Source organism: Aequorivita viscosa (assembly GCF_900106795.1).
Lineage (GTDB): Bacteria > Bacteroidota > Bacteroidia > Flavobacteriales > Flavobacteriaceae > Aequorivita > Aequorivita viscosa.
The window spans coordinates 173,382-196,305 of sequence record NZ_FNNS01000002.1 but is presented as its reverse complement, the minus strand read 5'-3'; the positions used below and the strand labels follow the sequence as shown (position 1 = coordinate 196,305).

Here is a 22,924-nt window from a genome sequence, read left to right as displayed (position 1 = left end):
TTATTCTAAATTCTTGTGAGTAGTAAGTCTGTATATTCAAACTTGATTAAAGCCGAAGCCAAACGTCTCGGATTTCTTTCTTGTGGAATTAGCAAGGCTGGTTTTTTAGAAGAAGAAGCACCTCGTTTAGAGCACTATCTTAAGAATAATATGAATGGCGAAATGGCATACATGGAAAATCATTTCGATAAACGTTTAGATCCAACAATTTTGGTTCCAGGTTCAAAAAGTGTAATTTCCTTACTACTAAATTATTTTCCATCCGAAACGCAAATTGATAACACGTATAAAGTTTCAAAATATGCATACGGGACCGATTATCATTTTGTAATTAAAGATAAACTCAAGCAGCTTATGTATTTTATTTCTGAAGAAATTGGAGATGTAAGTGGTCGCGCTTTTGTTGATTCAGCTCCCGTGCTTGATAAAGCTTGGGCAGCAAAGAGTGGTTTGGGATGGGTAGGAAAACACAGTCTTTTACTTACAAAGAACACAGGCTCTTTTTATTTTGTTGCTGAATTAATTCTTGATTTGGATTTGGATTATGACGCGCCCGTGACCGATCATTGTGGCACTTGTACTGCCTGCATAGATGCGTGCCCCACAGATGCTATTGTAGCAGACAGGGTTGTCGATGGTAGCAAATGTATTTCGTACTTCACTATCGAATTAAAAAATGAAATTCCAAATTCAGAAAAAGGAAAGTTCGAAGATTGGATGTTTGGTTGTGATATCTGTCAAGATGTTTGTCCGTGGAATCGATTTAGCAAGCCTCATAACGAACCTTTATTTAATCCACATCCCGAAATGCTCGACATGAATAAAAAGGACTGGGAGGAAATTACGGCAGAGGTTTTTCAGAAGATTTTTCAAAAAAGTGCAGTCAAAAGAACTAAGTTGTCTGGACTTGAGCGTAACATTCAATTTTTGAAAAAATAATTTTTTGACTTCAAAAATATAGAAATACAGAAGTTAGATTTATTTAAACAGCACAGGGCTAGGTTTACCTAATTCTAAGTCTTGAAAACCTATATCGTCATTTGTAAACGCATTGGTCTTAAAAATGTTATTCCCTTGCCCTGGCATGCTTGGAAAAAAAGTAAGCGAGAACTGAAATGAATCAAAAACCAAATAATCGTTTCTAACAATGCAACCTACACCTATCGAAGAGTATACTTTATCTGTTCCATAACTGCTTTCACCTCCAGTAAGCATCCCCATTGTAATATTTACAAAAGGATTCAATCGAAAACCCAACAATTCAATAGGTGAGTAAAATTGAGTTTGTAATGCGAGTACGAATTTTTTTGTGCCGAGCGCAGTGCTTTCAAAACCTTCAATACTACCGTTTTCCCCCATATGTGAACTGTCATAAACTCCAACAAAGCCTGGATCATCATTTAGAGTAAGTCGATCCCCTACCGAATTTTGTCTATTTACTCCTATAAGGACTTGTGGCTTTATGAATTGTCGCATTTTCCACTCCCCGTTAAGATGCAATAAATTCGAAAAATAGTTTATGTTAAAACTATAAGCTGTTTGTTCTGTTTTTCCCGCTTTAAAAAAACTACCCAGTTCAAAGTTGGTGCTTAAAAACCCCCATTTAAAATAACTGCCATAAAAAATTTGACCTCCAAGATACATTCGGTTTGCATCATTTTTTCGCTGCAATCCTCCTGTTACAGAATAAATAATTCCAATAGGCACATCTTCTGTAATACCATCTCTAAAAATAAAACTATCCTCGACAAACTTGCGTGTGGTAACGCCCATACTACCTAGGTAGAACTTCTCATCCGAGAAATAATTAATACTGTCGTATTGTATATTTGGGGTTTCATTATAATCTACAATTATAGCACGACCACTAGTAAATAGATTTGTAGTCCTTTCGTCTTCCGAATTACCTTTTGACAAATGAAAAGAATGTCCACCCCAATAGTCTTGAGTAAAGTATCTAAGATTTTGAGTTATCAAAACGAGCGTGTCATCGGGAAAATACCGTCCTAAAAATCGCTCTTCAAGAAATACACCTCCAGCCCAACGGGTTAATGGAGAGTAAAATTCGCGATCAACCGAAATCGATTTTTTGTAATAATCATCAAAGTCTGTTGAGTATTTAACCGATCCGCTAACAAAGGTGTTTTTGAAGTTCGGAACAGTATAACTTGCGTCAAATGCATTGTTACCATCATCACGGCGCTTCGAATACCTAAAGTTCATTTCGTGTCCAGTACCCAAAATATTCCTTTCCCTAAAACCCATAGAAATTTTCGATTTTGAATAAGATCCTTTAGGGATTAGGCTCCACGAATCTAAGGCAGTTACAATAATATCTATAGAATCCTTGGAGGTCGATACAAATTGAGGGGTAATGTTAACTTCACGTATATAGCTTTGCTGTCTTAAAAGTCGAGCCGATTCAGCAATTAAAAAGGTGTCAAGCGGCTTGTTTTCCTTTAACAAGAGAAAATTGTAAATCGCTAATCTTTTCGATTTTATATGAAAATGATTTCCAGTTCTTTCAGTCCATTTCGTGGGCGTCTTGGTGGTGTCGGTTACCGAATATCCAAAGGGGTCTTGAGTTTTTATAATAATCTTTCTAATTATTTTGCCTTCAAAACGTTCGTAACTCGGTTTTTCGTAAGTAACGTCTTTCTTTTGCTGGGTAGTAGGTCTAAAGAACCATTTGTGAAGAAGTTTCGTTACGTTACTAGTTTCAGAATAATTTTCAATTTTTTTATAAAACTGTGTGCTATCTTGGACGGGCTTTTTTTGCTGTCCATAGAGCTGGTTTCCAAAGTATAAAACCAATAAAAAAAGTAAAGTCTTTTTCAAATTCGATGTTTCAAATTTTGATACTGCAAGTAATCTTAAAATAACGGGATTTGCTTCATTTTATAAAGATAATATTTGAAAATTTATCCCAGCGCACTTCTTCGTAAATCAGCAGTTTTGTATTTCCCATCCTTTTAAAACCCGTATCTTTGACTTTCCAGTAGATTATAACGAATCTTAGGAATTTTCATTAAAAGTATAAAAACATGAGTAAACAAAGCAAACGTCGCGAGGCGCTGATATATCACGCTAAACCAAGGCCAGGAAAAATTCAGGTAGTCCCCACAAAAAAATATGCAACTCAACGAGACCTTGCGTTAGCGTATTCGCCAGGTGTTGCTGATCCTTGCTTGGAAATTGAAAAGGATGTGCGTAACGCATATAAATACACAAACAAAGGAAATCTAGTGGCAGTTATTTCAAACGGAACTGCTGTTTTGGGCTTAGGCGATATTGGCCCAGAAGCATCAAAACCAGTAATGGAAGGAAAAGCCTTGTTGTTTAAAATCTTTGCAGATATTGATGTTTTCGATATTGAAGTAGATACCAATAATATTGAAGAGTTTATAGCTACCGTAAAAAACATTGCACCTACTTTTGGAGGTATAAACCTTGAAGATATTAAAGCTCCCGAAGCTTTTGAAATTGAAAGAAGACTAAAGGAAGAACTTGACATTCCCGTAATGCACGACGATCAGCACGGAACAGCTATTATTTCGGCTGCCGCATTGCTTAATGCCCTGGAGCTTGCTGGAAAAAAAATTGAGGAAGTGTCTATAGTTATAAGTGGCGCAGGAGCTGCCGCCGTTTCTTGTACGCGACTTTACAAAGCCTTTGGTGCCAAGTCTGAAAATATTGTAATGTTAGACAGTAAAGGAGTTATTCGAGAAGACAGGGAAAACCTAACCGAAGAAAAAGCTGAATTTGCCTCAAGTAGAAAGATCGATACGTTAGAAGAAGCAGTTAAAGATGCAGATGTATTTATAGGTCTTTCTGTGAAGGATATCCTAAGTCCTACAATGCTAAACAGTATGGCGAATGATCCAATCGTTTTTGCTTTAGCTAATCCAGATCCAGAAATTGATTACAACCTAGCCATGGACACTCGAAAGGACATCATTATGGCGACCGGCCGTAGCGATCATCCTAACCAAGTAAACAATGTACTTGGGTTTCCGTATATTTTTAGAGGTGCACTAGATGTTCGTGCCACCAAAATTAACGAAGCTATGAAAATGGCTGCCGTTAAAGCACTAGCCGAACTTGCAAAAGAACACGTGCCAGAACAGGTTAACATTGCTTATGGTGAAACAAAACTTTCCTTTGGCAGGGATTACATAATCCCAAAACCTTTCGACCCACGATTAATTGCGGCTGTACCACCGGCTGTTGCGAAAGCAGCAATTGAAAGTGGCGCTGCAACAACAGCTATAACAAATTGGGAAGCTTACCAAGATGAACTCTATGAGCGCATGGGGAGTGATAATAAAATTATCCGACTGCTTCTAAATCGCGCAAGATTGAATCCTAAACGAATTGTTTTTGCTGAAGCAGACCATTTAGATGTACTAAAAGCTGCTCAGATTGTTTATGACGAAGGAATTGCCATTCCAGTTTTATTAGGGAAAAAAGATGTGATTTTAAGTTTCATGGAGCAACTGGAATTTGATGCCGATTTAGAAATAATTGATCCAAAAGAAGCCAAAGAATCTGATAAAATTAATCTTTATGCCGAAAAATTTTGGCAAAAAAGAAGACGAACCGGAATTACACTTTACGATGCTCAAAAATTAATGTTGGAGCGTAACTATTTCGCTTCTATGATGCTAAATGAAGGCGATGTAGACGGTATGATTTCAGGATATTCAAGATCGTATCCGTTGGTTATAAAACCTGTTTTTGAAACTATCGGTTTATTTGAAGGGGTAAGCAAAGCAGCAACTACAAATTTAATGCTCACTAAACGGGGTCCGCTTTTCTTTTCAGATACGGCTATAAACATTGATCCAACCGCCAGAGAACTTGCCAAAATTGCACAAATGACCAATTACACAATGAAAATGTTTGGCTTAGAACCTGCTATTGCAATGATTTCTTATGCCAACTTTGGTTCCTCTAAAGATCCGCACGCTTCAAAAGTTCGCGAAGCTGTAGATTTACTTCATAAAAGTAATCCAGATATGATTGTAGATGGTGAGTTACAAGCAGATTTCGCTTTAGGTCAAGAAATGCTTAAAAAGAAATTTCCATTCTCTAAATTAGCTGGAAAAAAAGTAAATGCTTTAATATTTCCAAATCTAGATTCGGCCAATAGTAATTACAAACTGTTGAAAGAACTTAACAATGTAGATTCTATTGGACCAATTTTACTTGGAATGAAAAAGCCCGTCCACATTGTTCAAATGGGAGCTAGTGTTGATGAAATGGTTAATATGACGGCTGTGACCGTTGTCGACGCCCAACGTAAAGAATTAAGAGAAAACGAGTAAAATGTAAAAACCTTATTTTGAATCTATAAATCCTGCGAAGTTTCAAATATTTCGCAGGATTTTTCATTTAAATTTGAACGGTTTTCAATAATAATTAATCAATTATATCGCAGTTGGTAGTGATATATTCTATTTCATTTTTCTAATGTAATACTATCGCTTAGGCGAAAACACTAAAAGCATCTTTAAGAGCTTAAAATCGTTCTCAATTTTCACTAAAACAGTTCTAATTTCGTAAAACAAGTTGTAGAATTATATAAAAACCAACTTCAATTTTTAAATGCTTTTTAGACTAATGGTTCGGCGTACATTTCAACAGAACCCCAATGGCAGTTGCAAATAATTATATTATATTTGACCTCTTAAATTTTCGTTAACAAATGATAAGCCATATACAGGGCAGGCTGGTTGAGAAAAATCCAACCGATGTAGTGATAGATTGTAACGGAGTTGGATATGTTATTAATATTTCCCTACATACATTTTCTGAACTTCCCACTAGTGAAAGTGTTAAGTTGTTCACACATTTAATAGTTCGAGAGGATGCACATATCCTTTACGGCTTTTCGGGTGTGGCCGAACGTGAAATATTTAGATTATTGATAAGTGTTTCGGGCGTTGGAGCGAGCACGGCGAGAACTATGCTTTCCTCTTTGAGCCCTTCACAAATAGTAGATGCAATTGCAACTAACGATTTAAAAACCATACAATCGGCAAAAGGAATTGGCGCTAAGACTGCCCAACGCTTGGTGTTGGACTTAAAAGATAAAATATTAAAAGTGTACGGCTTGTCATCAATTTCTGCCGAAACAAGCAATACTAGTAAAAATGAAGCGTTATCTGCTTTGGAAACCTTAGGCTTTGCTCGCAAACAAGCAGAAAAGGTATGTGATTCCATCGTGAAAGAAAACCCTCAGGCTTCGGTCGAAATGGTCATTAAACTAGCTTTAAAAAAATTGTAACAATTGAGCGCAAAAAACTACGTTTACAAAGGTGGCTTATTTAAGCTTTTGATATTAATATGCTTCGTATCTATCAGTGATGTTTCATTTGCTCAAGATACTACCGCTACAGGATCTTCAATGGGTACGATGGATTTGCCAAATCCTTCAAGTATAGAAAATTTATATACGTATGATCCTATAACCGACCGTTATATCTACACCCAAACTTTAGGCGATTTTAAAATCAACTATCCAATTATTCTTACTCGGGAAGAATATCAAAAATTAATTCAGGAAGAGCAAATAAAAAGCTATTTCAAAGAAAAAATAGACGCCGCTGATGGCCGTAAAAAAGGTTCGGAAGAACAACAAAAAAACCTGTTGCCAACTTTTTATGTAAATTCAAATTTCTTTGAAAGCGTTTTTGGTGGGAATACGATTGAAGTCCTTCCTCAAGGTTCTGTAGAAATGGATATTGGTATGTTGTATACCAAACAAGATAATCCACAGTTTTCTCCGCAAAATAGAAGCAGTTTTACCTTCGATTTCGATCAACGAATTAGCCTCAGCCTTTTGGCAAAAGTTGGAACTAGACTTCAGGTAACTGCAAATTATGATACGGAAAGCACCTTCGATTTCCAAAACCAAGTAAAACTTGAATACACTCCAACAGAGGATGATATTATTCAAAAAATTGAAGTTGGTAACGTAAGTATGCCGCTCAATAGTTCTTTAATACAAGGGGCTCAGAGTTTATTTGGTGTAAAAACGCAGTTACAATTTGGAAAAACTACCATAACAGGGGTTTTCTCTGAACAAAAATCTGAAACTAAAACCGTAATGGCCGAAGGGGGCGCTACCGTTACCGATTTTGAACTTTACGCATTAGACTATGATGAAAATCGTCACTTTTTCTTAGCGCATTACTTTAGAGATAATTACGATCGTGCCTTAAAACAATACCCTTTTATAAATAGTAATATTCAAGTTACTAGAATGGAAGTGTGGATTACAAACCGTTCTAGCCAGACCAATAACGTTAGAAATATTGTTGCACTGCAGGACATCGGGGAATCTGATCCAACTAATATAGGTTTGAACAATCCTCCAGGGGGCTTTATTAATGTTCCAACTAATGCTTATCCCGATAACGGAAATAACGACTTTAATCCGTTTGGTATTAACGGCGGAGCATCGTCATTACTCAATCCAGCAATTCGTGATATAGCAACTGTAGGACAGGGATTTACAGGTGTTACCGTGAAAGATGGAGTTGATTACGTTAGTTTAGAAAACGCTCGTAGATTAGATCAAGGCGAATATCAGCTAAATTCACAATTAGGATATATCTCCTTAAATCAAAGACTAAACAATGACGAAGTTTTAGGGGTTGCATTTCAATTTACTGCGAACGGAAAGGTATACCAAGTAGGTGAATTTTCGAACGATGGAGTAGAAGCAAACGGTGGTGGATTTGATCCTAGACAAGGCAACATTCCTCCTCCAGACCCAGAGAATCAAGTAAGCCCGGCTCAGAATCTTGTGGTTAAAATGCTGAAAAGCACGGTAACCAATGTAAAGGAGCCAGTTTGGGACTTGATGATGAAAAACGTGTACCCGATTGGAGCGTACCAACTTGAAAAAGAAGATTTTAAACTTAATATTGTATACACAGATCCATCTCCGCTTAATTATATTGAAGAAGCTAGAGGAACTCCGCAGCATCCTTATGCAGAACTACCAGAAGATGTTAAAGAGACGGTATTATTGAGCGTGTTCAATGTTGATAGATTGAACTTTAATGACGATCCGCAACAAGGTGGAGACGGATTCTTCGATTTTTATCCAGGAATTACTGTCGATCCTCAAAATGGAAGAATTATATTCACTACCGTCGAGCCTTTCGGAGAACACTTGTTTAAAAAATTAAATCAAACGCCTACTCCTGGTGTGCCTCCAGCAATTTACAATGTAAAGGAAACCTACAACGCCAATCAGGAAAAATACGTATTCGGAACGCTATATTCTTCTACTAAAACGCAAGCAGAACAACAAGAAAGCGAAAAGAACAAGTTTCAATTAAAAGGTAGCTACAAATCTACGGGAGCAGATGGAATTCCTATTGGAGCATTTAACATTCCTCAAGGATCGGTAACTGTTACTGCAGGTGGAAGAACCTTAGTTGAAGGGGTTGATTATACAGTTAACTATCAATTAGGAAGGGTTCAAATTCTAGATCCTTCACTTTTAAATAGTAATACTCCAATCTCTGTTAGCACCGAAAACAATTCGCTTTTCGGTCAACAAACCAAACGATTTACAGGGCTGAATGTAGAACATAAGTTTAGTGATAACTTTCTTGTTGGAGCTACATACTTAAACCTGAACGAACGGCCTATGACGCAGAAGTCGTCTTATGGTGTTGAGCCTATTAATAATACTATTTTTGGAGTTAACGCAAACTACTCTACCGAGGTGCCTTTCCTTACACGGTTGGTAAATAAACTTCCGAATATTGATACAGATGTTGAGTCTAACCTATCATTACGAGGAGAATTTGCGTACTTATTGCCGGGAGCACCAAAAGTTTCCGATTTTGGCGGAAAAACTACGGTTTATGTTGACGATTTCGAGTCTTCTCAAACAGCCAACGATATTAGCACGCCTCAAAGCTGGTTCTTGTCTAGTACTCCAGTCGAAGCAAATTTAGGAGGAGAAGAAGCAGGTCTAGCTTATAACTTCAAAAGAGCAAAATTAGCTTGGTACACTATCGACCCTGTTTTTTATAGCAGTCGAAGGCCAGATGGAATAAACGATCAAGACTTGTCTTCACCCTTTACACGACGTGTATTTAGAGACGAGATTTTCCCACAACAGGATATTGTACAAGGTCAAACCCAAGCCTTATTTACGTTAGATTTGGCGTACTATCCAAAACAACGTGGGCCTTATAACTTTAAGCCCGAAGCCGCTGTAGATGGCACGCTTTCAAATCCAGAAGGTAATTTCGGAGGAATTTCACGAGCAATTACGACTTCCGATTTCGAGAAATCGAACGTAGAGTATATCCAATTCTGGATAATGGACCCATTCATTTATGAAGAGAATGTGAATAACCCTGGTGGTGTTATTAATTTTAACTTAGGAAATATTTCTGAAGATATTCTTAAGGACGGGAAAAAGCAATATGAAAATGGATTGCCCGAAGATGCGAGCGACGCAAATACAAGCAGCTCTATTTGGGGAAAAGTTCCAACCAACCAATCTTTGGTATATACATTTAGTTCAGATGGAGAAGCACGTCGAAATCAGGATATCGGTTTAGACGGTATGAACAATGCTCAGGAAGCAGCGAAATTTCCTGATTTTGCAGGCTTTCCCGACCCTGCTAACGACGATTATGAGTATTTCTTACAGGCGCAAGGTAGTATATTGGATCGTTACCTAAGATATAATGGAACCGAGGGCAATTCGCCAGTAGAAGTAAGCGATACGAACCGTGGAAGTACTTCCCTGCCGGATGTAGAGGATATTAATCGGGACAATACAATGAATACTATAAATAGTTATTTTGAATATAGTATTCCGTTTAGACCATTAAATGGGCGATTAGATACCGAAGGAAATAGGTATGTAAGTGATGTTAAAGAAGTTCAAGTAACTACCCCAGATAATAATACCATTCCAGTAAGATGGGTTCAGTTTAAAGTGCCAATTAGCGATCCAACAAAAGCGGTAGGTGGAATTTCAGATTATCGATCAATTCGTTTTATGCGTATGTATCTTTCACAATTCCAGGAAAATACGGTAATGCGGTTTGGAACATTAGAATTGGTGCGAGGAGATTATCGCCGATTCGAAAAAACACTTAACGATGTAACTTTTGAAGACCCTAGTCAGAGTAATACAATTTTTGAGGTTGAAGCTGTAAGTATTGAAGAAAACGAAAATCGTCAACCCATTCCTTATAGATTACCTCCAGGATTAGAGCGCGAAGAATTAAATAATAACAACAATATAATTCGACAAAACGAACAGTCTCTTGCTTTACGTGTTTGTGAATTGAAGCCAAATGATGGGCGTGCCGTGTATAAGAACTTCAATGTTGATATGCGACAGTATAAAAACTTAGAAATGTTTGTTCACGCAGAATCATTAGAAAACCAAACAGCACTTAGAGATGGTGAATTGGTTGCCTTTATGCGAATGGGGAACGACTTAACAAATAACTATTACGAAGTTAGGATGCCTTTAAACCCTACTCGTTTTTATACTTCTAATCCTGAAGAAATTTGGCCAATAGCAAACAGGCTTAACCTCCCATTAGAGCAGTTGCAGGATGTTAAAACAAAAACAATGGCTTATTTTAGAGCCAACCCGAACGCAGATCCTACTGAAGTAATATTTTTTGATCAGGAAGAACTTGTTGGCGGGGTAAGCGGTGGAGGTAATCCGCTTCAAATTGGAATTAGAGGAAATCCAAGTTTCGGAAATGTTCGTACTATAATGTTAGGATTGAAAAACCCAACAACAAACGATCTTTGTGGTGAAGTTTGGTTTAACGAACTTCGTCTCTCTGAACTTGAGAATAAAGGTGGGTGGGCAGCTGTTATGAGCATGGATGCAAATATGGCCGACTTTGCAACAATAAGTGCAACTGGAAGTATGAGTACAGTTGGTTTCGGATCTATAGAGCAAGGGCCAAATCAGCGTAGTCTTGAAGATCAGCAACAATATGATGTTGTTACCAATTTAAATTTAGGGCAATTACTTCCAAAAAAATGGGGTGTTCAATTGCCGTTTAACTATGGTCGTTCAGAAGAACTAATTACTCCAAAGTACGACCCTCAATTTCAAGATATCGAATTGGATGCTAGATTAGACAATGCTGTAGATGATGCCGATAGAGACCGAATTAAGCAACAAGCTGTAGACTACACTAGAAGGCAAAGTGTTAATCTTATTGGAGTTAGAAAAGAACGAACTGGAGATGCAAAGCCTAGAATTTATGACATTGAAAACTTAACAGGGTCTTTCTCTTATAACCAAACAGATCATCACGATTTTGAGGTAGAAGATGCGCTTGAACAAACTGTGAGAGCTGGGGCTACGTATAATTATAGCTTTAATCCTGAACCAATAGAGCCGTTTAAAAATAACGATTCTATTTTCATGAATAAGTATTGGCAGTTTGCTAAAGACCTTAATTTTAACTATTTACCTACGAACTTTACTGTGAGTTCAAATATAGTTCGGCAGTACAATCAACAGAAATTTAGAGACATCGATCTTTTAGAAGGAAATATAGGCTTGCCAACGCTTTATCAACGAAACTTTTTATTTGATTGGCAGTATACTTTAAATTATAACTTGACAAAATCACTTCGTTTAAATTTCACATCAGCTAATAATCGAATTGTAAATAATTATCTAGACGACGAGGGTGTTGTGGATAACTCGGTTGGTGTATGGGATGGATTCTTTGATGTTGGATTACCTAATCAGCATACTCAATCTTTACAAATTAACTACGACCTTCCTTTCAGTAAGTTTCCTTTCCTAAAATTTATACGAGCAACATATTCATATACAGGAGACTACCAATGGCAGAAAAGTAGTAATCAGTTTAATGAACTTCCAATAGAGTTGAGTACCGGTGAGACTAAAACGTACAATCTCGGAAATTCTATTCAAAACGGAAGTACGCATAAAATAAACTCTAGTTTCGACTTTAATAGTTTTTATAGATATGTTGGTCTTACCAAAATAAAGAGAAGCAAGGCTCGAAAGTCAAGTCCAGGTGATGAAGAGGAAACAGGTAGAACAGATAATACGCGTTCAAAAAGTGATAGTAAAGGAAAGGTTGCCGAAAGCGAAACCCCTGGGCCTACGTTTGGAAGGCTTTCTGGTAGAAATGCGGGAGCTGGTGCAGCAGACAACACCTTAAATACAGGCGATAAAGCAGTCAATGTTTTAATAGGATTGGCTACTTCAATTAAAAGAGCGCAGTTTAACTATCAAGAAAATAACGGAATTTATCTACCTGGATATATACCTTCTACTGGTTTTATTGGAACTTTAAAGCCTACAACTGGATTTGTATTTGGAAGCCAATCCGAAATTAGGGATCTCGCTGCCAAAAAAGGTTGGTTGACGCTTTATCCAGAATTTAATGAACAATATACAGAGGTAGCAAACCGACAAATGGATATTCAGGTAAATCTAGAGCCAGTAAGAGATTTAACTATAGATGTAAGTGGAAGTAGAATTCAATCTGAAAACTATTCCGAAAACTTTATGGTTCACAACGACCAGTACCAATCATTAACGCCGAATACTTTTGGTAATTTTAATATCTCTACCCTTCTTATTAAAACCGCTTTTAGTAGCAGCGATGAAAAAAACTCTGCAGCTTTCCAGGATTTCAAGGATAACCGTTTGGTGGTAGCTAATAGGTTGGCAGAGCAATATTATCAAGGCGGACCTATTCCACGAACCGATGATGGTTTCCCGGTAGGCTTTGGAAGAAACAGTCAAGATGTGTTGTTGCCGTCGTTCCTATCTGCCTATAAAGGAAGCGATCCTTCAAAGGAAAAAACAGGAATTTTTAGAGATATTCCGCTTCCTAATTGGGACGTAAAATATACTGGATTAATGAAGCTGCCTTGGTTTAAGGAAAATTTCAGACGTTTTTCATTAACTCACGGATATCGCGCAAATTATACAGTTAACCAATTTCAATCTAACCTAGATTACGATCCAGATAACCCAGGAGCGGTAGATCAATCAGGTAATTTTAAAGCAAAAACGCTCTTGACTAACGTGAATCTTACAGAGCAATTCTCGCCATTGCTTCGTGTTGACTTTGAAATGAATAATTCTGTGAAAATTTTGGCAGAGATGCGAAAAGATAGAGCTTTGTCTTTAAGTCTTGCAAACAACTTGCTAACTGAAATCAGCGGAGTTGAATATATTGTTGGAATCGGGTATCGAATTAAAGATTTACGAATTGGCACTAACTTTGGCGGAACGAGGTCTGTTATGGTAAGCGATTTGAATTTTAAAATAGATCTTTCAAAACGAGATAATATTACCGTTATTCGCTATTTAGATATAGATAATAGTCAGACAACAGCAGGTCAAACTATTTATGGAGCACAGCTTTCAGTAGATTATGCGCTGTCTAAAAACCTGACTGCACTATTTTATTATGATCATACTTTTTCGGAATATGCTATTTCAACAGCATTCCCGCAAACGACCATAAGAAGTGGATTTACACTTCGATATAATTTTGGAAACTAAAAGAAAGGAATATTAACCTAAAAAATTAAATTATGAATATCCCAAGCGAATTAAAGTTTACAAAGGATCACGAATGGATCCGTATTGAAGGCGATATTGCAACTATCGGTATAACCGATTTCGCACAAAGCGAACTAGGCGATATTGTATATGTTGAGGTAGAAACCGTTGGCGACACAATGGATCGCGAGGAAGTTTTTGGAACGGTTGAAGCTGTTAAAACGGTGTCAGATTTGTTTTTACCACTTTCTGGAGAAATAGTTGAATTCAATGAAGAGCTTGAATCAGAACCAGAAAAGGTAAATACAGATCCTTATGGCGAAGGTTGGTTAATTAAGTTGAAAATTTCAGACACAGATGAGATAGCAGATCTATTGGACGATGCAGGGTATAAGGCGCTTATTGGGAAATAAAACCATTTTAGCCTTAGCTGTTGTCTACACTTGCGCGATAACAGTCCTGTTTTTGATGCCTCCGCCAGAATTACCGAAAGTAGATTTACCGGGAGGAACAGATAAAATTGTTCATCTGCTTATTCACTTTTTATTAGTTTTCTTTTGGCAATTATATTCATTTCGACAAAACAACTATCGTTTACAACGTAAACAAGTGGTGTTCATACTGGCTGGATCGCTTCTTTATGGCATAATAATTGAATTGTTACAAGGATATTTGACAGTCTCAAGAAGGCCTGATTTATTTGATGTTCTTGCGAATTTCGGTGGTGCCCTAACAGGTGTTTTTACTTTTCAAAAGATAAAACATTTATTTGCTCCTTAAAATTTTCATTTCTCTTTAGATTGAACGATAATTTATATATTTTAGCAACTAGTTAAACACAGTATTATGGAACCCAAAAAAAATCCCAAGGCTGACGTAGGTAGAAAAAGCATGCTTTTCTTCCAAATCGGTATGATTTTAATGCTTTTATTGGCTTGGCAGGCTATAGAATGGAAAACGTATGATAAATCTCTAAGCGACTTCGGTAAGTTAGACGTTGGAGATGAGTTGTTAGAAGAAATTCCAATTACGCAACCATTGGCGCCACCACCGCCACCACCGCCACCACCACCAGCTCCTGAAGTTATTGACGTAATTGAGGATGAGGAGGAAATTGAGGAAACAATTATTGAATCTACTGAGACTAATCAAGATGAAAAAATCGTTGAGATTAAAGAAATCGTAGAAGAAGTTGTAGAAGAAGAAATCGCTGACGTTCCTTTTGCTGTAATTGAAAATGTACCAGTTTATCCAGGTTGTGAGAATGAAAGAGGAAATGATGCTAAAAAGAGATGTATGTCTGAAAAAGTGTCTTCTTTTATTAACAAAAAATTCAATACAGATTTGGCAGGTGACCTTGGTCTTGATGGTCGTCAGAGAATATCTGTTCAATTTAAAATTGATAAAAGCGGTAGAGTAATCGACGTAAGAGCGCGTGCTCCGCATCCAAGGTTAGAAAAAGAAGCCGTTAGAGTTGTACAGTCATTACCTGATATGACTCCTGGAAAACAACGAGGCAAGCCAGTGGGAGTGCTTTATTCTTTACCAATCGTTTTCGATATTCAATAAAATATATTAATTTACATTATAAAGTCCCGTATAAGTACTACTTGTGCGGGATTTTTCGTTTTTTGGCATTAAAGTTGTATTTGCATTGATAAGATGATTAATATAGTATCAATCTTGTCGCTGCCGTGTGTGGTCCTATTCCTAAACTTCTAAAACCATATATCAGATGAAAACAGATGTCAAAAACCCGAGTAACAAAAGAGAAGAAAAGCAAAAAGTAAATATTTCGTGGAATTCTCGATTATTTTTTCAAATAGGAATTATTGTTAGCTGCTTACTTGTTCTAATTGTAATGCAGATGTCTTTTAAAATGGATATGCCTTCATATACGGACAATTACAAATATGAACTTGAAGAACAACATTTGGTAAACTATCAAATTGATGTGGACAAACCAAAACCTATTGCCGCCGTAAAAAAACCAAAAGTAAAAACAGCACCAATTCAAAAGCTTGTAACCGCGCTTACTAATCTCGAAAAGGATAATTCGAATGATAAACCAGAATCTTTAATTGCTTCGACTGATATTCTTATCGACGAACCTGTTGGCCAAGATAAATCGGCGCCTAAAGACCCAGCACCAACAGCTCCGTCGAATATTCTGAATGTAGAATTTGTCCCTGTTTACCCAGGATGTGAAAGCTTGAGTTCTAATGGCGCTAAAATTGATTGTCTTTCTGAAAAAATTAATCTTTTTATAAATAGAAATTTTAGAAAGAGTTACCTGGAAGAGTTAGAGAATGGTCAGGTCCAAAAAATATATGTGCAATTTAAAATCGATTCGCAGGGTTATGTTACCGATGTCCGTGCTAATTCCAGAAATGAGAAATTAAAAGTTGAAGCGCAGCGAGTTATTTCTAAGTTACCAAAAATGAAGCCTGGGCGACAGGGCGATAAGAATGTAGATGTGTTGTACACGATACCAATTATTTTTCAAATACACTAGTGGAATTCATTTTTAAGCTATAGCCTTCAACTAAAATTGGAGGCTTTTTTTGTTAATGTCTCTTTAAAAAAATCTGTATCTTTCGCCCCTTAATGCAATTGGTTTATGAAACAATTTTTATTGATTTGCTTTCTTTCGTTTACATTAAGTGTTTTTGCACAGACACCTACTACACAGTACGAAATATATCCTAAGTTTCCTGAATGTGAAGGAGTAGATATACAAGCTTCGGAACAGTGTTTTACGCAAACATTACAAAAGTTTTTACTTGATAATTTCGAAGTTCCTGAAACTGTTACCCAAAAAAATTATAAAGGAAATGTAAATGTGCTTTTTGAAGTTACAAAAGAAGGTGATTTTAAAGTACTATACGTAGATGGAATGTACGAGGAACTGAGTGCCGAGGCCCGTCGCGTTTTTGAAATGTTACCGAAAATAGAACCAGCAACTTATAATGGCGCACCAACCTATGTTCAGTTTACTGTGCCCATCGCCATACCGTTGAATAAGCCCGTTTATGATGAATTGGGTAATATTATTGAATCTAAAAAAGATTCAAACAAAAAAGATCTTCGCGAGGAATTGGTTAACGAGTACGACGACTTGGTGAACCTGCCATATCAAAATGAAGAGTATACCAGTAATATTAACATTCCGCTTTCACATCACAATTATAGTCTTTTCGATCCTGCCATGAATAGAGTAGGGCTTAATAGTCATACAGCACAAAAGCCATACATCTATAGTGAAGTAAATAAGTATTACGATTTTGCAGCTCAGAATGCTAGTATGTCTAAAACGCGAAATTCTTGGTTCGGACGTAAGCTCTTAAATGAGCACATGGTAACTATTAAGGGTAAAGATTATTGGATAACGCTTGATCCTGGTGTGGATTTACAAGTTGGAAAAGATTTTGGTGCCGACTTAAATACCTATAATAATACGCGTTTGGTGTATACTCAAGGTGGTATAGGAAGCAAAATAAGTTTTTTCGCTGTTGTGTATGAAAGCCAAGGACGTTTTGCCGATTATTTTAATCGTTATTCTGAGTCTATTCGGGCATACAGTTATCCAGCTATTATTCCAGGCAAAGGAATTGCAAAGGGTTTTAAATCAGACTCATACGATTATCCAGTAGCAACTGGGCATATTTCGTATACACCGTCTAAATATTTTAATGTTCAATTCGGACATGGAAAAACATTTTTAGGCGATGGATACAGGTCTTTACTCGTTAGTGATAATGCAAGTGCATATCCGTATTTTAAGTTAAATACAACCTTTTGGAAACTCAAGTATACAAACACTTGGATGTCTTTACGAGACGTTAGGGAAGATGTTACTGATATGGGGTCTTATAGGACAAAGTACATGGCAAACCACTACCTTAGCTATAACGTGACCAAACGACTTAATATTGGTCTTTTTGAGTCGGTTTTATGGGAAAATGATAATGATAGAGGTTTTGATCTTAATTACCTAAATCCAGTAATTTTTTATCGCGCCATAGAGTTTTCAACTGGAGCAAGAGGCGGAAATGCATTAATAGGACTAAGTGCAAAATACAAGGTTAATGACCGGGTTAATGTATACGGACAGTTTATTATTGATGAATTTTCTTCCCTAAATGTGTTTAGCGGAAATGGTAGTTTTGCAAACAAAACAGGTTATCAGGTAGGGTTAAAATATTATGATGCGTTTGGATTAAAAAATCTTCTGCTTCAAGGGGAATATAATAGGGTTAGACCATTTACATATTCACACAATACAGTTGTTTTAAATTATGGTCACAACAACCAGTCTATGGCTCATACGTATGGAGCTAATTTTTCTGAATTTATTGCAATAGCGCGTTACCAAAGAGGTAGACTTTATGGCGATGCCAAGGTGATTATTGCAAAACGCGGCTTTGAATTTAACACGCCAGAAGACTCTTTAAACTACGGAAGCAATATTTATCTTTCTGAAAATGATAATAGGGCATATGATTTAGGAAATGAAATAGGTCAAGGTAATACAACCGACTTTCTGCATACTGAACTTCAGTTAGGGTACTTGATAAATCCAGCTACTAATTTAAAAATATACGGAAGCGTTATATTTAGAGACTTTAACCCAAAAGTGAATACCGAAACTGTATTTAAAAATGAAACTACTTGGGTTAATTTTGGTATTCGAACCGACTTATTTAATTGGTATTACGATTTTTAATTAAGCTTAATCTTCTTGTAATTCTTTTGTGTTTTATTTTGAGTAAAGAAGTTTAAATGGCTCTTAGGAGTACCCCTTTTTTCAGATTTTAGTTAATTTCACAGAAACTACACTTGCTCGGAAAGCAAGTCACTTCGTCAAACGATTAAAATACAGGAAATAATCGGGTGAGATTACGTAGTTTCTATTATGAAAGCTTAATAGGAACTGCTATCTTTGCGCAGCCAAATAAAATATGAATTTGTCCGTCCCACATTCCTCATACAATGTACCATCCTCGCTTCGGAATTTCAAGGAAATTACAAAGTTCCGACTATCTATAAGCGTATTATTTTCCTCGGTTGCAGGTTATTTATTAGGTGCAGATAATATTGATTTTTTTGTTCTTTTTCTTCTATGCGTTGGCGGCTATGCAATGGTTGGAGCTTCTAATGTTTTTAATCAAATAGTTGAGCGCGATTTAGACGCCTTGATGGATAGAACTAAAAACAGGCCTTTACCTGCTGGCAGAATATGTGTTAGGTCTGCCTTTGTTTTGGGTGTTTTCTTAACAATAGTAGGAATTGGGGTGCTTTACGCAATTAATCCAATAACGGCCATGTTCGGTGCTATTTCAATCTTCATGTACGTTAGTTTGTATACACCTTTAAAAACTAAAACGCCTTTATCGGTTTTTGTAGGGGCTTTTCCAGGAGCTATTCCCTTTATGCTTGGATGGGTAGCAGCCACTGGTAGCTTTGGTATTGAGCCAGGAACTTTATTTATGATACAGTTCTTCTGGCAATTTCCACATTTTTGGGCTATTGGGTGGTTTCTTTTTGACGACTATAAAAAAGGTGGCTTTTTTATGCTTCCGAATGGTAAGCGAGATAAAGGAACGGCAATGCAAGTGTTTTTATACTGTATCTGGACTGTTTTAGTTTCCTTAATTCCTGTTTTGGGTATAACAGGTAAGTTATATTTAACGCCCTACTCTGGAGTCTTGGTAGGAATATTAGGTATTGGTCTTCTTTATTATGCCGGAAGATTATATCGAGAAAAGACTTCAAAAGCGGCTAAACAATTAATGCTTGCTAGTGTTAGTTATATTACCTTGCTGCAAATTATTTATGTGGTAGATAAATTTATAAGATAATAGGTTCAATACGAACAAAATACAAACTTTAAATATGATGGCAAAGAGCTTATTTAACGCGGCCGAAGAGGTCAAAGTAGGAAGAGCCAAGAAAAATCTTCTTTGGTTCGGAATAATTAGCCTTACAATGAGTTTTGCTGGGCTTACCAGTGCTTATGTAGTAAGTAAAGAACGACCAGATTGGATATCGAATTTTGAAATTCCACCAGCATTTTACGTAAGTCTCGTTTTAATACTCCTTAGTAGCCTAACAATACATTTGGGTAAAAAAGCAGTTCAAAAAGGAAGAGATTCTCAAGGAATGATATTATTTATTGCCACCTTTTTGTTAGGTGTAAGTTTCGTTGTGTTTCAATTTGTAGGCTTTTCAGAAATAATTGATAGTGGCTATTATTTTACCGGCCCTACAAGTAATATTACCACATCCTTTATTTATTTAGTCGTTTTATTACACGTAGCACACGTGTTTGGGGGGCTTATATCACTAGCTGTTGTAATTTATAATCATTATAAACAAAATTACCAAAACGGTAAAACCCTTGGAATTGAACTGGCTGCAACATTCTGGCATTTCATTGACGCTGTATGGATTTACCTCTTTATGTTTTTATATTTCGTTAAATAAAAATTAAACGTATTTTTGAACCTTATTTCTAAACCAAACTCTTTTTATGGAAGCAACTGTTGTTCAAACAGGTACTGAAGGAAAAACTTGGGGAGGCGGAGATTCGCCACTCAAAGCAAGCTATGGGAAATTGATGATGTGGTTTTTCATCGTTTCCGATTCCTTGACATTTTCTGGGTTTCTTGCCGCTTACGGCCTGTCTCGATTCAAATTCGCCGATATTTGGCCTATTCCTGATGAAGTTTTTACCCACTTTCCGTTCCTTCATGGGGTAGAAGCGCCAATGTATTATGTGGCGTTTATGACCTTTGTCTTAATTTTCTCATCTGTAACTATGGTGCTAGCAGTAGATGCCGGTAGCAAAATGCAGAAAGGGAAAGTTACCTTTTATTTATTTTTAACTATTATAGGTGGTTTCGTCTTTCTTAGCTCACAAGCTTGGGAATGGGCAACTTTTATCAAAGGAGATTATGGTGCTGTTGAAACTAAAGGTGGCGAAATTATTCAGTTTTTAGATAAAGATGGATCGCGTGTAGCGTTGGACGACTTTGCGGCCTTGGCAACTACACCTCGTACAGAACACACCAAAGAAAATGGAATTTGGTATAAAAAAGAAGCTGAATTTTATCCAGAAGTTTCGTTAGATCAAGTGAAAGCTGGGTTTTTAGCAAATGACAATTTGTTAATCAGAATTCAACAGAAGGACGAAAATGGAAATCACATAGTGCTTTCGCGAGCTGAATCTATAAGTAAATTAGAAAAAGACGGGCAATTAATTGTAAAAGGTGCAAACCTTCGTCACAACGAATATGGGCACCCATTGTTTGCAGACTTCTTTTTCTTTATTACCGGATTTCACGGATTTCACGTTTCCATTGGGGTCTTGCTTAACTGTATTATATTCTTCAATGTTTTAATAGGTACTTATGAGCGTAGAGGAAGCTACGAAATGGTAGAAAAAGTTGGACTTTATTGGCACTTTGTTGATTTAGTTTGGGTATTTGTATTCACATTCTTTTATCTTGTATAGATTTTCAATATTTAAAAAATGGCACACGAACACGAACATAAACTTGCAATCTTTAGAGGTACTCTAAAGTTTAAATCGAATATTCATAAAATATGGGGAGTCTTTGTTATTCTTTCCATAGTGACTATTATTGAAGTTGTTTTAGGAATTATTAGACCAGCCTTTTTGTTGGAAAATGACTTCCTGGCTTTAAAGCTATTAAATTGGATTTTTATCCTTTTAACAATCTTTAAAGCCTACTATATTACTTGGGATTTTATGCACATTCGAGACGAAGTAACTGCAATGCGAAGAGCAGTTGTTTGGACAGGGGTCTTCTTGATTGCCTATCTCGTAACACTTCTCTTAATCGAAGGGGACTATATATATGAAGTATTTAATAACGGATATATAAAATTCAATTTTTAATTGATATTTAAAAACCCTCTTTTTGAGGGTTTTTTTATAATACTATTTTTCACAATTAACTTTCTAAAGGTTGTTCTGGATTCCCAAACCCTTTACTTTTGCAAGAAAGAATTATGCAACAGAAGATGAAGAAGTATTTGGTGCTCAGCATCCTTTTTATTCTGCCTATTACGGCCTACATTTTCTTTTCCCTTAGTACAAATTACTTTAAGCCATTACCTGTTCTTACTAAAAACGTCGCAGAACTCGACGGATTTACTACATTAGATGGTAAACCAGTGCAGCTTGAAGATCATATTACAATTTTAGGATTTTTTGGTCGTGATTTGGAAGCACATCGTGCCTATGCATATAATCTTGCTCACAAAATTTATACTAAAAATCATAGTTTCCGAGAATTTCAATTTGTCATTCTTCTGCCTGAAGGTACTCAAAGCCAAGCCAGAAATGTGGAACAAAAGTTGGCCGAGATTGCCCCAACTGATTCTTGGTTATTTGCTTTTGGATCAGACGACAAAATCACAAGCGTTTTTCATTCGTTACAATCTAATATAACAATTGACTCAGGCTTTTCTACACCCTACGTTTTTATTATTGATAAGGAACGCAACTTGCGTGGTCGGGATGATGACAAAGATCACGGAATAATGTACGGATTCGACTCAAGTCAAATTGCAGAAATAAACAATAAAATGAGCGATGATGTAAAGGTGTTGTTGGCTGAATACCGTCGCGCGTTAAAAAAATACGGTTCAAGTAGAGAAATTTAAATACACTTAACAATCAATTTAAGGCTGTGAAAAAAAATTATTCATACATAGGTATTTCTTTTATCATTCTTATTTTCGGAATATGGGTAGTCCCAAAGGTTGTCGATAGACTCGCCAAACCTGAATTAGAAACAATCGGTCAAGTGCCCAATTTTAGCTTCACTGATCAGAATGGGAAAACTATAACAAACAAAGATTACGAAAACAAGGTTTATTTAGTAGAATTTTTCTTCACAACTTGCCCGGATATTTGTCCGATTATGAATGAAAATATGATCAAGATTCAAAATGAGTTTCTTGGTAACCCAAAAGTGGGTATTGCATCTATCACTATAGATCCTGCGCACGATACTCCAGAGGTTTTAAAAGAATATGCTAAACAAAAAGGTATAACCAAACCTCAATGGCATTTACTTACGGGCGAAAGGGATCAAATATTCAAATTAGCAAATGAAGGCTTCAACTTGTACGTTGGTGAAACACCAGATGTTGGTGCCGGATTCGAGCATTCGGGCTTTTTTGCCTTAATTGATCAACAAGGAAATATCCGCTCTCGAAAAGATGAGCACGGAAACCCGATGATATACTATGATGGATTGGATGATAAGAACATTCAAATGTTAAAAGAAGATATAAAAAATCTACTTTAAAGCT

16 protein-coding genes are annotated in these 22,924 nt (G+C 36.5%); 15 read left to right on the top strand and 1 reads right to left on the bottom strand.

Features of this window, described 5'->3' with window-relative positions:
* Window positions 1-15 precede the first annotated feature (15 nt).
* Window positions 16-939 (top strand): tRNA epoxyqueuosine(34) reductase QueG, encoded by a 924-nt coding sequence (queG, locus tag BLW28_RS01855; RefSeq protein ID WP_073213978.1) that lies wholly within the window; start codon window positions 16-18, stop codon window positions 937-939.
* A gap of 39 nt (window positions 940-978) precedes the next feature.
* Here queG and BLW28_RS01850 read toward each other — a convergent pair whose 3' ends face one another.
* Window positions 979-2,838, bottom strand: a complete 1,860-nt coding sequence (locus BLW28_RS01850; RefSeq protein ID WP_073213976.1) for a BamA/TamA family outer membrane protein — start codon at window positions 2,836-2,838, stop codon at window positions 979-981.
* Between the two features lie 206 nt (window positions 2,839-3,044).
* Here BLW28_RS01850 and BLW28_RS01845 point away from each other — a divergent pair, with 206 nt between their 5' ends.
* The 14 genes from BLW28_RS01845 (at window position 3,045) to BLW28_RS01780 (ending at window position 22,920) form a co-directional block, all read left to right on the top strand.
* Entirely contained in the window at window positions 3,045-5,327 is a 2,283-nt protein-coding gene (locus BLW28_RS01845; protein WP_073213973.1) for an NADP-dependent malic enzyme, read from the top strand.
* A 380-nt stretch (window positions 5,328-5,707) separates the two neighbouring features.
* Complete coding sequence (gene ruvA, locus BLW28_RS01840; RefSeq protein ID WP_073213970.1) at window positions 5,708-6,289, top strand: Holliday junction branch migration protein RuvA; 582 nt, start codon at window positions 5,708-5,710, stop codon at window positions 6,287-6,289.
* 3 nt (window positions 6,290-6,292) lie between these two features.
* Window positions 6,293-13,576: a T9SS outer membrane translocon Sov/SprA gene (gene sov / locus BLW28_RS01835; protein ID WP_073213967.1), complete on the top strand. Its 7,284-nt coding sequence runs from the start codon at window positions 6,293-6,295 to the stop codon at window positions 13,574-13,576.
* A gap of 32 nt (window positions 13,577-13,608) precedes the next feature.
* Window positions 13,609-13,989 (top strand): glycine cleavage system protein GcvH, encoded by a 381-nt coding sequence (gene gcvH / locus BLW28_RS01830; protein WP_073213964.1) that lies wholly within the window; start codon window positions 13,609-13,611, stop codon window positions 13,987-13,989.
* Window positions 13,979-14,356: a VanZ family protein gene (locus BLW28_RS01825; protein ID WP_073213961.1), complete on the top strand. Its 378-nt coding sequence runs from the start codon at window positions 13,979-13,981 to the stop codon at window positions 14,354-14,356. The genes gcvH and BLW28_RS01825 overlap by 11 nt, the downstream gene beginning before the upstream one ends.
* A gap of 66 nt (window positions 14,357-14,422) precedes the next feature.
* Window positions 14,423-15,145, top strand: a complete 723-nt coding sequence (locus BLW28_RS01820) for an energy transducer TonB (protein WP_073213957.1) — start codon at window positions 14,423-14,425, stop codon at window positions 15,143-15,145.
* Between the two features lie 166 nt (window positions 15,146-15,311).
* Complete coding sequence (locus BLW28_RS01815; RefSeq protein ID WP_073213954.1) at window positions 15,312-16,091, top strand: energy transducer TonB; 780 nt, start codon at window positions 15,312-15,314, stop codon at window positions 16,089-16,091.
* A gap of 105 nt (window positions 16,092-16,196) precedes the next feature.
* Window positions 16,197-18,302, top strand: coding sequence for a gliding motility protein RemB (locus BLW28_RS01810; RefSeq protein WP_073213951.1), 2,106 nt, complete (start codon window positions 16,197-16,199; stop codon window positions 18,300-18,302).
* Between the two features lie 235 nt (window positions 18,303-18,537).
* The gene (cyoE, locus tag BLW28_RS01805; RefSeq protein WP_073213948.1) at window positions 18,538-19,437 is read left to right on the top strand and encodes a heme o synthase; all 900 of its coding nucleotides are present in this window, start codon (window positions 18,538-18,540) and stop codon (window positions 19,435-19,437) included.
* A gap of 34 nt (window positions 19,438-19,471) precedes the next feature.
* Window positions 19,472-20,062, top strand: coding sequence for a cytochrome c oxidase subunit 3 (locus tag BLW28_RS01800; RefSeq protein WP_244885840.1), 591 nt, complete (start codon window positions 19,472-19,474; stop codon window positions 20,060-20,062).
* 46 nt (window positions 20,063-20,108) lie between these two features.
* Window positions 20,109-21,092, top strand: a complete 984-nt coding sequence (locus tag BLW28_RS01795) for a cytochrome c oxidase subunit 3 (protein WP_073213944.1) — start codon at window positions 20,109-20,111, stop codon at window positions 21,090-21,092.
* An 18-nt stretch (window positions 21,093-21,110) separates the two neighbouring features.
* Window positions 21,111-21,500 carry a cytochrome C oxidase subunit IV family protein gene (locus tag BLW28_RS01790; RefSeq protein ID WP_073213942.1) on the top strand — a complete coding sequence of 130 codons (390 nt, stop codon included), beginning with the start codon at window positions 21,111-21,113 and terminating at the stop codon, window positions 21,498-21,500.
* 98 nt (window positions 21,501-21,598) lie between these two features.
* Window positions 21,599-22,270 carry a hypothetical protein gene (locus BLW28_RS01785; RefSeq protein ID WP_234946424.1) on the top strand — a complete coding sequence of 224 codons (672 nt, stop codon included), beginning with the start codon at window positions 21,599-21,601 and terminating at the stop codon, window positions 22,268-22,270.
* Between the two features lie 26 nt (window positions 22,271-22,296).
* A complete protein-coding gene (locus BLW28_RS01780; RefSeq protein WP_073213935.1) occupies window positions 22,297-22,920 on the top strand; it encodes an SCO family protein in 624 nt (207 codons plus the stop codon).
* Window positions 22,921-22,924 lie beyond the last annotated feature (4 nt).

What these genes read in the sequence shown, in the direction of transcription:
- BLW28_RS01810 (WP_073213951.1), top strand. Translation starts at nt 16,197, where the DNA reads ATGAAACAATTTTTATTGATTTGCTTTCTTTCGTTTACATTAAGTGTT.
- BLW28_RS01795 (WP_073213944.1), top strand. Translation starts at nt 20,109, where the DNA reads ATGGAAGCAACTGTTGTTCAAACAGGTACTGAAGGAAAAACTTGGGGA.
- BLW28_RS01790 (WP_073213942.1), top strand. Translation starts at nt 21,111, where the DNA reads ATGGCACACGAACACGAACATAAACTTGCAATCTTTAGAGGTACTCTA.
- BLW28_RS01815 (WP_073213954.1), top strand. Translation starts at nt 15,312, where the DNA reads ATGAAAACAGATGTCAAAAACCCGAGTAACAAAAGAGAAGAAAAGCAA.
- cyoE (WP_073213948.1), top strand. Translation starts at nt 18,538, where the DNA reads ATGAATTTGTCCGTCCCACATTCCTCATACAATGTACCATCCTCGCTT.
- BLW28_RS01800 (WP_244885840.1), top strand. Translation starts at nt 19,472, where the DNA reads ATGATGGCAAAGAGCTTATTTAACGCGGCCGAAGAGGTCAAAGTAGGA.
- BLW28_RS01820 (WP_073213957.1), top strand. Translation starts at nt 14,423, where the DNA reads ATGGAACCCAAAAAAAATCCCAAGGCTGACGTAGGTAGAAAAAGCATG.
- gcvH (WP_073213964.1), top strand. Translation starts at nt 13,609, where the DNA reads ATGAATATCCCAAGCGAATTAAAGTTTACAAAGGATCACGAATGGATC.
- ruvA (WP_073213970.1), top strand. Translation starts at nt 5,708, where the DNA reads ATGATAAGCCATATACAGGGCAGGCTGGTTGAGAAAAATCCAACCGAT.
- BLW28_RS01845 (WP_073213973.1), top strand. Translation starts at nt 3,045, where the DNA reads ATGAGTAAACAAAGCAAACGTCGCGAGGCGCTGATATATCACGCTAAA.